Genomic DNA, 14,276 nt, shown 5'->3' on the forward strand with positions numbered 1-14,276 from the left:
TTAAGGCTATTCATTAAGGGGTTATTCTTGTAGCATACCTGTTAAGTAAGATAATTTACCATCTACATTAGTTGGCACAGCTAGCCCTAGAATTTTACATATCATAGGGTATACGTGAATGTTTTTTACAGAAGGTAAACTTCCTCCCACGTTTATTGCCGGACCTTTTGCATAAAGAATGCCGTGCATATCTTTTAAAGCAGGAGTATACCCATGCACACCAAATACTTCTTGGTTTCCAGCTTTTCTTCTTTCGATACTCTTACTTGAACTAAAGTAATATCCATCATCAGGAATTACTTGTATGGGGCCCCAGTTTTTATTCTTTGGGACATATTCAAAATGTGGTGTGTCTTTGGTTTTATAAACCGTGAATTTGTTTTCTAGTTTCTTTAGTTGGTTGAACATTTTGTCAGTTTCCTTACTATTATGAGGGTGTATATTGAGAATGACACCATTGTCAACCAAGTTGTAAAGAGTATCATTGATTAGTGGATCCGTACTAATGAGTTTTTCAATAGATTGCTCTGCCATACCATGGTCTGAGACAATGACAATATTAACTGGTAATCCCGTGTTATCAACGCGACTAAATAAATCTCCTAGTGCACTATCTAGTTTAAATAACGATTCCTTAAGTTTCTCTTTATTGTTGGGACCGTAACGATGTCCAGTATCATCCATATCAGAGAAGTATAAAGTGATAAGATGTGGTCTTGTTTCTTCGGGCATTTCTAACCACTTTATTGCTTGATCTACGCGTTCTTGATTGGTTACTTTTCCATCGTAATTATAATAGTAAGTAGGGTGTACACCTTGTATATCTGCTTCTGTGCCAACAAAAAAGTAACTAGCTGTTACCATACCTTCACTATTTGCATTTACCCATAATGGCGTTCCTTTGTAAAAAGACCCATCTACAACGGTCTCTCGATTACCTATGCTGTACGTTTTTTTCTTATCATAATCATAGTATGAGTTTGCAAGCAGCCCGTGGTTATCAGGATACATTCCTGTTGCGATCGTGTAATGATTAGGGAATGTTTTTGTGGGAAAAGATGGTATTAGAGAAGCGGCTTGAGATCCTTCTTCTATAAACGAACTTAGATAAGGAGGGTTATAAGTATTTACATAATCATGTCTAAAACCATCTAGTGATATTAATATAACATATGGTTTCTTTAAGGACTCCGCAGTATTTACCGTAGTAAGTGGTGAAAAGTTACTCACATTTGAAGTGGATCCACATGATGCCAGCGATAAGAAAATTACTAAAAAGAACAATGACTTATAGAGAGCGGAATGTTTCATAATACAACTGTTAAGTGCCGGTAGTAAAGCTAACTATTTTGAGAGGTTATAAAACAGAAAATCCTGCCAAAGGCAGGATTTTCTAATAACTTTATATGTATAAAGTGTAGCTCTTATAAGTGAATTACTTCTCCATAAGCATCTGCCACTGCTTCCATTACAGCCTCACTCATTGTAGGGTGTGGGTGAATAGTTTTTAATACTTCGTGACCTGTAGTTTCAAGTTTACGTCCTAAGACAGCTTCTGCAATCATATCTGTAACTCCTGCACCTATCATGTGACAACCTAGCCACTCACCGTATTTTGCATCAAAAATCACTTTTACAAAACCATCTTTTGCTCCAGAAGCACTTGCTTTACCAGATGCAGAAAAAGGGAATTTACCCACTTTTAATTCGTATCCAGCTTCTTTAGCTTGCTTTTCCGTCATTCCTACAGATGCAATCTCAGGAGAGGCATATGTACATCCTGGTATGTTGCCGTAGTCTATTTTTTCTACGTTCATACCTGCAATTTTCTCTACACAAGTAATTCCTTCTGCAGATGCTACGTGAGCAAGAGCAGGACCAGGAGTTACGTCACCTATTGCATAGTAACCTGGCATGTTAGTTTGGTAAAAATCGTTAACGATAATTTTATCCTTATCTGTAACGATACCTACATCTTCAAGGCCTATGTTTTCAATATTGGTTTTGATACCTACAGCACTTAGTACAATATCTGCTTCAAGAATTTCTTCTCCTTTTTTAGTTTTTACCGTAGCTTTTACGCCAGTCTTTGTTTTTTCTACCTTTTCTACAGAAGAGTTTGTCATCACTTTAATTCCAGCCTTCTTCATAGAACGCTCAAATTGTTTTGATACATCTTCATCCTCTACAGGAACAACGTTTGGTAAGTACTCTACAATAGTTACATCTGTACCCATTGTGTTATAAAAACTAGCAAACTCAACACCTATTGCTCCAGATCCCACTACGATCATAGATTTAGGTTGCTTCTCAAGTGTCATCGCTTTACGGTAACCTATTACTGTCTCACCATCTTGCTTAAGATTAGGTAACTCACGTGAGCGAGCTCCCGTTGCAATGATAATATGGTTTGCGCTATATTCTTTACCGTCTACATCTACCTTTTTACCAGGCTTGATTTTTCCGTAACCGTTTATAACGTCTATTTTATTTTTCTTCATTAAGAATTGAACACCTTTGCTCATTCCCTCAGCAACACCACGGCTACGTTTTACAACTGCAGTAAAGTCTTTTTCTACTCCTGTTGCTTTAAGACCGTAGTCTTCTGCGTGATTTAAGTATTCAAATACTTGAGCACTTTTAAGAAGGGCTTTTGTAGGGATACAACCCCAGTTCAAACAAACACCTCCTAGGCTTTCTTTTTCAATAACCGCTGTTTTTAAGCCTAACTGGCTTGCGCGTATTGCTGTTACATATCCGCCTGGACCACTTCCTAAAACGATTACATCATATTTGCTCATATCTAGATTTTTTTAAGTCTAATTATTGTAGTTCAAAAATACGGATTATCCCGTCATATATAAAACAGAAAAACCGAAGTGTTTGCTTCGGTTTTTAATGTTGTTTTTACGCTTTCGCGAAAGCGTTATTTCCAAATATCTTATTTTTCAAAGTCTATACTGAGCGAATTTACACAGTAACGTTGTCCGCTTGCAGTAGGGCCGTCATCAAAGACGTGTCCCAAGTGGGAACCACAATTAGAACATAGAATTTCTGTTCTTATCATCCCTAACGTTTTGTCACGTACATACTCCACAGTTCCCGGTATGGACTCGTCAAAACTAGGCCATCCACAACCACTGTCAAATTTTGATGCGCTTTCAAAAAGCTTTTGATCACAAGCACCACAATGATAAGCGCCTTCTTCATTGTGTAGATTATAAGTTCCAGTAAATGGGCGTTCTGTTCCTTTTTCTCTCAGTATGCGATAACGTTCTGGGCCCAGCTCCTCGAGCCACTCTGCCTCTGTTTTTTCTATTGGGTAGCTCATATTATTTTGATTCTGGCACAAATACGAGTGCGTCTCCATTAATACAATGTCTCTTTCCAGTAGTTTCTTTAGGTCCATCGTTAAAAACGTGTCCTAGATGTCCACCACAAGTAGCACAATGCTCTTCGGTTCTTGTATAACCAAGTTTACGATCAGAGCTATATGCTATATTTCCTTCTATACCTTTGTCAAAACTAGGCCAGCCAGTACCACTGTCAAATTTATCTTTTGTTTTAAATAGCGGCGTGTCACAAGCAGCACAGTGAAAAGTTCCTGCTTCTTTTACATTATTGAGCGGGCTAGAATTAGGTCGCTCTGTACCTTCTAAGCGCAATACATAATACTGCTCTTCTGTGAGTTGTGCTTTCCACTCGGCATCTGTTTTTGTAATCTCAAAACTTTCTTTTTTACTCTCCTGAGCAGACCCCTTGCAACTTGTAAAAATGCTTAACAAAGCAAATACTCCAATTATTCTTCTCATAACTATTTTCTTTTTAAGTAAAGTTAATTCATTAGTTCACACTTGGTCGTTAAAGCATTGTGAAAATGACGTGAGGTTGTATAAAATGATACTAATCATAAGGCTCTATTATTAATGATTAATTAGGTGTTGTTACTTAATCATTAATAATTTGTGAAATTAATTGTAGTAATTACCTATAAATCCTGCGAAAACATGCTTAGTTATTTGTGATTTAACCTATATTTAATAGCTCATAAAGCATCGTACTCTTAATAACGGTTACATTTAAGATGTTATCTAATTACCTGAAACTATGAATATTCTTCACGTAAGTGCCGAGTGTTATCCTGTTGCAAAAGTGGGTGGACTGGCAGATGTGGTAGGAGCTCTTCCTAAATATCAAAATCGCATAGGTCATACTGCTGCGGTTATTATGCCGTACTATAAAACAAGCTGGGTGGAACATGCAAATGGCACCATTGTTTTTTGTCATGACTTAGTGATTGAAGGTAAGACGTATTTCAGCGAAGTAATTGATGTAGATAATGAGCTCGGTTTTCCATTATTTGTGGTTAGGATTACAGAACTCACAGATAGAAAAAATGTATACGGGTATGAGGACGATTCTTTGCGTTTTATTGCTTTTCAGCGAGTAGTGCTGCAGTGGGTGCTGAGTTTAAAGAGAAAGTTAGACATTATTCATTGTCATGATCACCATACTGGTTTTATACCCTTTATGATGCAGCATTGCCCAGAGTTTGATAGTCTTATAAAGGTGCCTACGTTACTTTCGATCCACAACGCCCAGTATCAAGGTAATTTTCCTCACGATAAGGTAGGGATGTTACCACGCTTTCGCGAAAGCGATCTAGGACTCCTAGATTGGTACGGTGATATAAATCCACTTGCTGCTGCTATTAAATGTGCATGGCGAGTGAATACCGTTTCTCCATCATATATGGTGGAATTACAAGAAAAAGCAAATGGATTAGAAGGCTTGCTTAGAGAAGAGAAATTAAAGTGCGTGGGAATTCTAAACGGTATTGATGCCGAAACATGGAACCCTGCTACAGATGATTATCTTATTAAAAATTATACAATAAGAACGAGAGCTAAAGGCCGTGAGGCTAATAAAAAGGCTATTTGTGATGAGTTTGGACTAGACGCCTCAAAACCACTCTTTGGGTTTATAGGTAGACTTGTTTGGGAAAAAGGAGCAGATTTACTACCTGAGATTATTGATACTGCGTTAAAGCAACACGATATTAATATCATTTTACTAGGAAGCGGCTCGCCAGAAGTAGAACGCCAGCTAGAGGAACTTAAGACCACATATAAAGGAAGATACAATGCTCATATAGGTTATGAAGAAAGGATGTCACACCAAGTATATGCTGGAGCAGATTTTCTTTTAATGCCTAGTAGGGTGGAGCCTTGTGGTTTAAATCAGTTGTATAGCTTGAGATATGGTTGTATGCCTATTGTACGCCGTACGGGTGGTTTAAAAGATACAGTAGTAGACATAGGTGATGGCGGTAATGGTATTTGTCATGATCAAACTTCTGTATGGGATGTTGTATACAGTATAGAACGTGCTTCTCTTTTTTATAAGGATAAGAAAGCCTTTAGTGCAAATCAAAAGCAAATGATGGAGATAGACCACAGCTGGGAAAATGCAGCTGGAACTTACGCCTCGTTATATGAAGAAATGATACCAAAAAAAGTAACTATCAAAAAATAAAAATTCCAAACTCTAAAAGCAATAAATAATGAATAAGGAAGTACTAGCGATTATATTAGGAGGAGGTCAAGGCTCAAGATTATATCCACTCACAGCACAGAGATCAAAACCCGCTGTTCCTATTGCAGGTAAATATCGTCTAGTAGATATTCCTATTTCAAATTGTTTGAATTCAAATATCAAAAGGATGTTCGTGTTAACTCAGTTTAACTCGGCTTCACTTAATAAGCATATTAAGCATACCTACCAATTTTCTTATTTTTCTGATGCTTTTGTAGATATTCTTGCAGCAGAGCAAACTCCAGAAAACAAGGGTTGGTTTCAAGGTACTGCAGATGCTGTAAGACAGTGTTTACACCATTTTAAAGGTTATGAGTCTGATTATATTATGATACTCTCTGGAGATCAATTATATCAAATGGATTTTAATGAAATGCTTGATGCTCACAAGGCTTCGGGAGCAGAGATAAGTATTGCATCACTGCCTGTTAATGCAAAAGATGCTACGTCCTTTGGTATTCTTAAAACTAAGGAGGATAATATGATTGACTCTTTTATAGAAAAACCAGCTGCCGAACTTCTTCCAGAATGGGAATCTGAGGTTTCGCCAGCAATGAAGAGCGAGGGTAAACATTATCTCGCATCTATGGGGATTTATATTTTTAATAAAGACTTATTGATTAATCTGCTAGAGGGGACGGATACTATGGATTTTGGAAAAGAGATTATTCCGCAATCTATAGAAAACCATAAGGTGCTTAGTTATGCCTATGAAGGGTACTGGACAGACATAGGAAATATCGATTCTTTTTTTGAGGCAAACATAGACTTGACGTCAGATATGCCTAAATTTAATTTATTTAATAAAGGACAAACCATACTCACCAGACCACGTGTACTACCACCTACAAAGATTTCAGGAACAACACTTGAAAAATCTATAGTAGCAGAAGGTAGTATCATACACGGTAGTCGTATTGCAAATTCTGTGATAGGAATACGATCACGTATAGGTAAAGGAACGGTTATTGAAAACTGCTATGTAATGGGTAGCAATCGCTTCTTAGATCTTGAAGAGATTAATGCGGCTCGTGATAAAGGTATCCCACACGTAGGTATAGGAGATCGCTGTTTTATAACCAACTGTATTATTGATAAAAATGCAAAAATAGGAGACGATGTTCGTATTACTGGAGGAAAGCATCTAGACGATGTAGAAACAGATACTTATGTAGTGCGAGATGGCATCGTGGTTGTAAAGAATGGAGCCACTATAGTTTCAGGAACAACTATTTAATGGCAGAAGTAATAGCACATAGCTTATTTACAGCATTTGACATTGACCTTTTTAAGGGAGGAAAACACTACCGTCTTCATGATAAAATGGGTAGTCACCCCATAACTGTAGATGGTGTAGATGGAACTTATTTCTCCGTATGGGCACCTAGTGCAAAGCGAGTATCTGTTGTAGGTGATTTTAATTACTGGAATGAGGACGAGCATATTCTTAACGTACGATGGGATGGAAGCGGGATTTGGGAAGGTTTTATTCCTGAGATCGCTCATGGTGAAGTATACAAATACAAAATTCACTCCAACCACAATGGCGTTGTCACAGAAAAGGCAGACCCTTACGCGAGACGAGCAGAGCACCCACCTCAAACCGCTTCTGTAGTTTATAAAACAAATCATAACTGGAAGGATGCTGCATGGATGAAAAAACGCCATAAGCACAACAGTCTTAATGCGCCGTACTCTGTGTATGAAATGCACCTTGCAAGCTGGAGAAGAAAGCAAGATGAAGGAAATCGTAGCCTTAGCTATACAGAACTAGCCAGCGAACTCGTGGCTTATGTGAAAGAATTAAATTTTACACATGTGGAGTTTATGCCAGTGATGGAGCATCCTTATGATCCCAGCTGGGGATATCAAATTACAGGATATTTTGCGCCTACCTCTCGATTTGGATATCCTGAAGAGTTAATGACTTTGATAGATGCGTTGCACCAAAATGATATTGGGGTAATTTTAGACTGGGTACCTTCTCATTTTCCAGAAGATGCGCATGGTCTTGGTAACTTTGATGGAACAGCCTGTTACGAGCACCCAGATAGAAAGAAAGGATGGCATCCCGACTGGAAGTCACTTATTTTCAATTACGAACGTAATGAGGTTAGAAGCTTCTTGATTAGTAATGCGCTTTTTTGGTTAGAGCAATATCATATAGATGGCTTGAGAGTAGACGCTGTCGCTTCTATGCTATACCTCGATTATAGTAGGGAAGAAGGCGAGTGGGAGCCTAATGATCAAGGAGGAAGAGAAAACCTCGCTGTAATTTCGTTTCTAAAGGAACTTAATGCAGAGGTGTATGCTAGTTTTCCAGATGTTCAAACCATTGCAGAGGAGTCTACTAATTTTCCAGCAGTGAGTAGGCCAGTATTTTCAGGAGGTTTAGGTTTTGGGATGAAGTGGATGATGGGATGGATGCATGATACCCTTGCTTATTTTAAAAGAGATACTATCTATAGAAATCATCACCACAATGAGATTAGCTTCTCAATGACCTATGGTTTTACAGAGAACTTTATGCTACCATTATCTCATGATGAGGTGGTCTATGGTAAAAAATCTATTATAGGTAGAATGCCTGGAGATGAGTGGCAACGCTTTGCAAATCTCAGGCTTTTGTATACGTATATGTATACGCATCCTGGTAGTAAGTTACTGTTTATGGGAAGCGAATTTGGTCAAGGTACAGAGTGGAATTTTCAAGAGCAGCTAGATTGGTACGTGCTTGAATATGATATTCATAAAGCAGCACTAAGTGCTTTCAAGGATATTAATGGCCTGTATACATTGACACCTGCTTTGTACGAGAAGCAGTTTGAACCAGAAGGTTTCGAATGGATTGCACACGATGATAATACAAATGCCATACTAAGTTACATTAGAAAGGGCAATGATGAGAATAGCGTAGTTGTGTGTGTGTTTAATATGACACCTACACCGCAGCCTCAATATCGCATAGGGTTACCTTTTAAAGGAAGCTTACGCGAAATATTTAACAGCGACGCAAGTAAGTATGCTGGAACGGGTGATTATCACAACAAAACACTCGATGTTATCGAAACTTCATGGAATGGAAAAGACCACTCGGCGGAAGTGAAGATAGGGCCTTTGGCGGGAGTGATTTTTGAATTGAAAAAGTAGTTAGCGTACTAGGTTTCAATTCGGTAAACTGAGAAAATAATGAGGCTTATACAAATGCACACTTGCGGGGCTCTATAACCCCGATTGCAATGGAAATCCCGCAAGAGCAGATCAAAGTCGCGATGAGGAATTGTAGTGGAAAGCGGGATGAACATCTAGCAAAAGAGCTGTGATTGTGCGTTCCAAACACTCTAAAGGTGATATAAATACCATTTCTGAGCTTACGAAAACGTTAGCGTTAATAACTAATTACGAATTAACTTCATTTTTACACGATATAGTGTTTATTTGAAAGGAAATAACAATTACTATGATTGTAAATACAGAATTAGAGCAAAAAGGGAATCAATTTCCTAAAAACGTGGTAGATGTCAAACAAGAGACAGATATCTTATATTTTACTACCTCAAATGAGGTGATTTTAGAACTTACTGTGTTGCGAGATAGTGTGATACGTTTTCGCTTTGCAACAGGTGGCGTTTTTGAGCCAGACTTTTCTTATGCGATAGATGAAGATGCACCTCGTGGCTACAATCATCTGGAACTTACAGATGATGATAAATATTATCACGTAAATACTGCAAAGCTTCACATACGTATTGAGAAAGAGAGTTTACAGACAAGTATTTACGATACAAAAGGGAATCTTATTAATGAAGACGAATTAGGTTTTCACTACGAGGAGAGCTTCCAGTATGGAGGTAATATCGTTAAGATGAGTAAGAAAGCACAGCATGCAGAGTCCTATTATGGGCTAGGTGATAAGCCTATGCATTCTAATTTACGAGGAAAGCGAGTGCATAACTGGGCAACAGATCAATATGCATTTGCAAAGGATCAAGATCCAATATATAAAGCAGTTCCTTTTTACATAGGGCTACATCAAAAGAAGGCGTACGGTGTGTTTTTTGACAACACGTTTAAAACGTATTTTGATTTTGCTCATGAGCGTATGGGAGTTACAAGCTTCTGGGCGCAAGGAGGTGAGATGAATTACTACTTTATCTATGGTCCAGATATGTCTGAGGTTGTAGCAAGTTATACGAATCTTACAGGTGTTCCTGAGCTTCCGCCATTATGGGCGCTGGGATATCACCAGTGTAAATGGAGTTACTTTCCAGAAAGTAATGTAAAGGAGATTGCAAGTAAATTTCGCGAACTCAAAATTCCTTGTGATGGGATTTATCTAGACATTGATTATATGGATGGCTGGAGATGTTTTACATGGAATAAAGATCATTTCCCCGATCCTAAAAGAATGGTAAAGGAACTAGCAGATGATGGTTTTAAAACCATTGTTATCATAGATCCAGGAATCAAAATCGATAAAGATTATTGGGTTTATAATGAAGGCGTAGAGAATGATTACTTCTGTAAGCGCGCAGATGGTCCTGCTATGAAAGGTAAAGTGTGGCCTGGAGAATGCAATTTTCCAGATTATACAAACCCTAAAGTACGTGACTGGTGGGCAGGATTATTTAAAGAACTTATTCAAGATGTAGGTGTAAAAGGAGTTTGGAATGATATGAATGAGCCTGCAGTGATGGAGGTTCCAGGAAAAACATTTCCACCAGATGTGCGTCATAATTATGATGGACATCCTTGTAGCCACCTAAAAGCACATAACATTTACGGTACTCAAATGGCTCGCGCGACCTATGAAGGTGTGAAGAAATTTGCGTATCCTAAGCGACCGTTTGTAATTACAAGGTCTGCATACTCAGGAGCGCAACGTTACACAAGTTCTTGGACGGGTGATAACGTAGCCAGCTGGGAACATTTATGGGTAGCAAACATACAAGTGCAACGTATGTGTATCTCAGGGATGAGTTTTACAGGTACAGATATTGGTGGGTTTGCAGAGCAGCCTACTGGAGAGCTTTATGCAAGATGGATACAGCTAGGAGTATTTCATCCTTTCTGCCGTACACACTCTTCTGGGCATCATGGAGATCAAGAACCGTGGACCTTTGACGAAGGTGTGACAGATATTGCTCGTAAGTTTATCAACTTGCGTTATAGATTATTGCCTTATTTATATACTATGTTTTATGAGTATATCAAGAAAGGTACGCCATTATTAAAGCCGCTTGTATATTTTGATCAAGATGATGCACAAACGCATTACCGTACAGATGAGTTCATCTTTGGACATCATATTCTAGTATGCCCAATACTTGAACCTAATGCTAAAGGACGACGTATGTACGTGCCTAGAGGGCAGTGGTACAACTACTGGACAAAGCAAATTGTGCAAGGAGGAAAAGAACAATGGGTAGATGCAGATATTGATGAGATGCCATTATTTGTAAAAGAAGGAACCATACTTCCTAAATATCCTATACAACAATATGTAGGAGAGCTTGAGATAGAGCAAGTAGAACTTGAGGTGTACTACGGTCTTGGAAAAAATGCTTCAAAATTATATGAAGATGCTCAAGACGGTTATGATTATAAAAAAGATCGTTATAGCTATCGTACTTTTAAAATGGTAGGGCGTGAGAAAGACTGGATTATACAGCAGCACAAACGTGGTGACTTTATCACAACATATGACACTTTTAGAATACATTTAATAGGTCTACCGTTTGAAATCACGACTATAGAATTAGACAATCAGAAAGTGAGTCTAGAAGATGTGCAGTTTGACCCGATAACATGTGCTTTAATCATTAACAAAGATTTCACGGAGCTGCATCTGAGTGGTATTTAACATTTGCGTATTTTTATATCCTGATTTAAAACCATCATTATGAAACTTAAAAATACATTTGTTCTTATTATGACCGTACTTCTGGTATGTGCATGTAAGACGAGCCCATTTACAGGGAAGAAGACTCTTAACTTTGTAAGTAACGATCAGTTATTTCCAATGGCATTCCAACAGTATGACGCATTCCTATCTGAAAATAATGTGATTACTGGAACAGCAGATGCTAATATGGTAAAGCGCGTAGGTGAAAAAATAGCCGTAGCAGCAGAGCGTTACCTTACAGCACTAGGAGAGCCTGGTTATTTACAAGATTATCGCTGGGAGTACAATCTAGTTAAAGATGAAGCAGTAAACGCTTGGTGTATGCCAGGAGGGAAGATTGTAGTGTACACTGGAATTTTACCGATTACTCAATCAGAAACTGGACTAGCAATGGTAATGGGGCATGAGCTTGCTCACGCACTTGCAGATCACGGTGCTCAACGTATGAGTGCTGCACAATTACAACAATATGGTGGTGTTGCCACTGCTATTGCAGTAGGAGGTCAAGATCAAGCAAAGCAACAACAAATCATGCAACTTTATGGTATAGGTTCACAAGTAGGAGGAATGCTTCCTTTCTCTCGTAGTCATGAGACACAAGCAGACGAAATCGGAATCGTAATTGCAGCAATAGCTGGATACAACCCTGATGAAGCAGCAGAGTTATGGAAACGTATGAAAGCTGCAAGTGGAGGTGAAGCGCCACCACAGATTATGAGTACGCACCCATCATCAGATAGTCGTATTGCAAATCTTACTGCCAAAGCGCCAATGGCGAGAGCAGAAGCGGCAAAATTTGGAGTGACTTCTTTTAAATAGAACTTTACACGAAATATATAGTAAGAAAAGCTGTGCAATCGCACAGCTTTTCTATTTTAGTAATATGAATAACGAACTACAAAAAGGAGATAAAAAATTGTTAAATGCATGGGCATTTTATGATTGGGCAAACTCCACCTACAGTCTTGTAATAGCATCTGCTATATTTCCACTGTTTTATGGAGCCCTCTTTAGAGGTGCTGGTATAGAGGAGATTGAAGTTTTTGGGATGATGTTACGTCGCAGTCCGCTTATATTTTATACTACTGCGGTGGCGTTTTTAATAGTAGCAATCATTTCTCCTATTCTATCTGGAGTGGCAGATTATCTAGGTAATAAAAAGTACTTTCTTAAGTTTTTCTGTTACATGGGAGCGCTAGCGACCATAGGACTATACTGGTTCAGCTTAGAGCATATATATTTAAGTCTTTTGCTTTATGCATTAGGACTTATAGGTTTCTGGGGTAGTCTCGTATTTTACAACTCCTACTTACCAGATATTGCTTTTCCAGATCAGCACGATGCAATAAGTGCCAAAGGATATTCTTGGGGATATATAGGGAGTGTCATATTGCTTGGCTGGTGTTTATTTATGATTCTGGGGTATGAGATTTTTGGCTTTGAAGATGAAGGTTTTCCAACGAGGCTTTCTTTTGTGCTCACTGGAGTTTGGTGGATAGGTTTTAGTCAGTACACTTACAGGTATCTTCCTAAGGGTAATAAAGCAGACGGTAAACTTACTGGAGCTGTGCTCTTAAATGGTTTTAACGAGTTGAGAACCATCTGGAGATCCATGCAGTCACAGCTACGACTCAAAAAATATCTTATTGCATTCTTTGTATATAGTATGGCAGTACAGACGGTAATGCTTGCGGCAGCATACTTTGGAGAGCAAGAACTAGAATGGGGAAGTGACAGCGAGCGTACCACGGGACTTATAGGTAGTATTTTATTAATACAACTAGTCGCCGTTGCTGGAGCTTACTTGACCTCAAAATTATCGGCTAGAATAGGGAATCTTAAGGCACTTATTATCATTAATATTGTTTGGATTTTTATCTGCGCTTGGGCCTACTTCGTGTACACTCCTGTTCAGTTTTACATTACGGCGGCATTTGTAGGCTTAGTAATGGGAGGAATTCAGTCGCTATCAAGATCTACGTATGCTAAGTTTTTACCAGAAACAGAGGACACTACTTCATATTTCAGCTTTTATGATGTTGCTGAGAAAATAGGGATCATCATCGGTATGTTTTTATACGGTTTCATAGAAGAACTTACAGGAAGCATGCGCTATTCGATTGTGTTTTTAATTTTATTTTTTGCGGCAGGTGTCGTGTTATTACTTCGAGTGCCTAAAGACAGGACGGTAATTACGTAGGTTACGCTTTCGCGAAAGCGTAAATACTCAAACTCCCAATCTTATAAGTAGAGAGGGCTTTGCTAAAGTTTATTATTCAATAATTAAGTTGCTACGGCATACAATAGATAGTTATGGCTGGATTTATTCAAGAATTCAAAAATTTTGCGATCAAGGGTAACATGATCGATATGGCAGTAGGTATTATTATAGGTACTGCTTTCAATAATGTGGTAAACACGATTGTAAAAAAAGTCGTGATGCCACCGTTATCACTACTCACAGATGGTATTAATCTCGCAGATAGAAAGTACCTCTTGCGTGCAGCCGAAGGTGAAGAAAAGGAAATAGCAATTGGTTATGGAGAACTTATTGAGGTTTCAATAGATTTTTTGGTAATCGCAATTACCATTTTTGTAGTGATTAAAGGGATCAATAGATTTAAAGACAAGGCAGAAGATCCTAAAAATACAGAAGAAAAAACTCCGAAAAATATAGAACTGCTTGCAAACATTGAGCATCTTATGCAAGAGCAGAACAACCTGTTAAAGGCTCGCAAGGACTCATAGTCTAAGAGCAAAACAGTGCAATAAATTG

Annotated in this window: 11 protein-coding genes; 7 read left to right on the top strand and 4 right to left on the bottom strand. The window is 38.3% G+C overall.

Translation table 11 applies throughout. The annotated features are described in order from the left end of the window. Positions 1–21: 21 nt before the first annotated feature. The 4 genes from SJY37_RS09470 to msrB (SJY37_RS09485) all read right to left on the bottom strand — a co-directional run bounded on the left by SJY37_RS09470 (position 22) and on the right by msrB (SJY37_RS09485) (position 3,812). On the bottom strand, positions 22–1,311 hold the full coding sequence (locus SJY37_RS09470) for an ectonucleotide pyrophosphatase/phosphodiesterase (protein WP_379953026.1): 1,290 nt from the start codon (positions 1,309–1,311) through the stop codon (positions 22–24). A gap of 113 nt (positions 1,312–1,424) precedes the next feature. Continuing rightward, positions 1,425–2,801, bottom strand: coding sequence for a dihydrolipoyl dehydrogenase (gene lpdA, locus SJY37_RS09475; protein ID WP_379953027.1), 1,377 nt, complete (start codon positions 2,799–2,801; stop codon positions 1,425–1,427). A 140-nt stretch (positions 2,802–2,941) separates the two neighbouring features. Continuing rightward, positions 2,942–3,331 (bottom strand): peptide-methionine (R)-S-oxide reductase MsrB, encoded by a 390-nt coding sequence (msrB, locus tag SJY37_RS09480; RefSeq protein ID WP_144783364.1) that lies wholly within the window; start codon positions 3,329–3,331, stop codon positions 2,942–2,944. A 1-nt stretch (position 3,332) separates the two neighbouring features. Continuing rightward, positions 3,333–3,812, bottom strand: a complete 480-nt coding sequence (gene msrB / locus SJY37_RS09485; protein ID WP_298325994.1) for a peptide-methionine (R)-S-oxide reductase MsrB — start codon at positions 3,810–3,812, stop codon at positions 3,333–3,335. Positions 3,813–4,107: 295 nt separating this feature from the next. On the opposite strand from msrB (SJY37_RS09485), the gene SJY37_RS09490 reads away from it, so the two are divergent. The 7 genes from SJY37_RS09490 (at position 4,108) to mscL (ending at position 14,248) form a co-directional block, all read left to right on the top strand. Continuing rightward, positions 4,108–5,535 carry a glycogen synthase gene (locus tag SJY37_RS09490; RefSeq protein ID WP_298325991.1) on the top strand — a complete coding sequence of 476 codons (1,428 nt, stop codon included), beginning with the start codon at positions 4,108–4,110 and terminating at the stop codon, positions 5,533–5,535. Positions 5,536–5,560: 25 nt separating this feature from the next. Further along, entirely contained in the window at positions 5,561–6,832 is a 1,272-nt protein-coding gene (locus SJY37_RS09495) for a glucose-1-phosphate adenylyltransferase (RefSeq protein WP_041295587.1), read from the top strand. Beyond that, on the top strand, positions 6,832–8,745 hold the full coding sequence (gene glgB / locus SJY37_RS09500; RefSeq protein WP_298325989.1) for a 1,4-alpha-glucan branching protein GlgB: 1,914 nt from the start codon (positions 6,832–6,834) through the stop codon (positions 8,743–8,745). Before SJY37_RS09495 ends, glgB begins: the two co-directional genes overlap by 1 nt. 310 nt (positions 8,746–9,055) lie before the next feature. After that, positions 9,056–11,458, top strand: coding sequence for a glycoside hydrolase family 31 protein (locus tag SJY37_RS09505; RefSeq protein WP_298325986.1), 2,403 nt, complete (start codon positions 9,056–9,058; stop codon positions 11,456–11,458). A gap of 39 nt (positions 11,459–11,497) precedes the next feature. Beyond that, entirely contained in the window at positions 11,498–12,319 is an 822-nt protein-coding gene (locus SJY37_RS09510) for a M48 family metallopeptidase (protein ID WP_298325984.1), read from the top strand. A gap of 64 nt (positions 12,320–12,383) precedes the next feature. Next, positions 12,384–13,700, top strand: a complete 1,317-nt coding sequence (locus SJY37_RS09515; protein ID WP_379953029.1) for an MFS transporter — start codon at positions 12,384–12,386, stop codon at positions 13,698–13,700. 113 nt (positions 13,701–13,813) lie between these two features. After that, complete coding sequence (gene mscL, locus SJY37_RS09520) at positions 13,814–14,248, top strand: large-conductance mechanosensitive channel protein MscL (protein ID WP_108878271.1); 435 nt, start codon at positions 13,814–13,816, stop codon at positions 14,246–14,248. Positions 14,249–14,276 lie beyond the last annotated feature (28 nt).

Origin of the sequence: Dokdonia sp. R78006, from assembly GCF_042466145.1 — a bacterium.
In the GTDB taxonomy this organism is placed as follows: domain Bacteria; phylum Bacteroidota; class Bacteroidia; order Flavobacteriales; family Flavobacteriaceae; genus Dokdonia.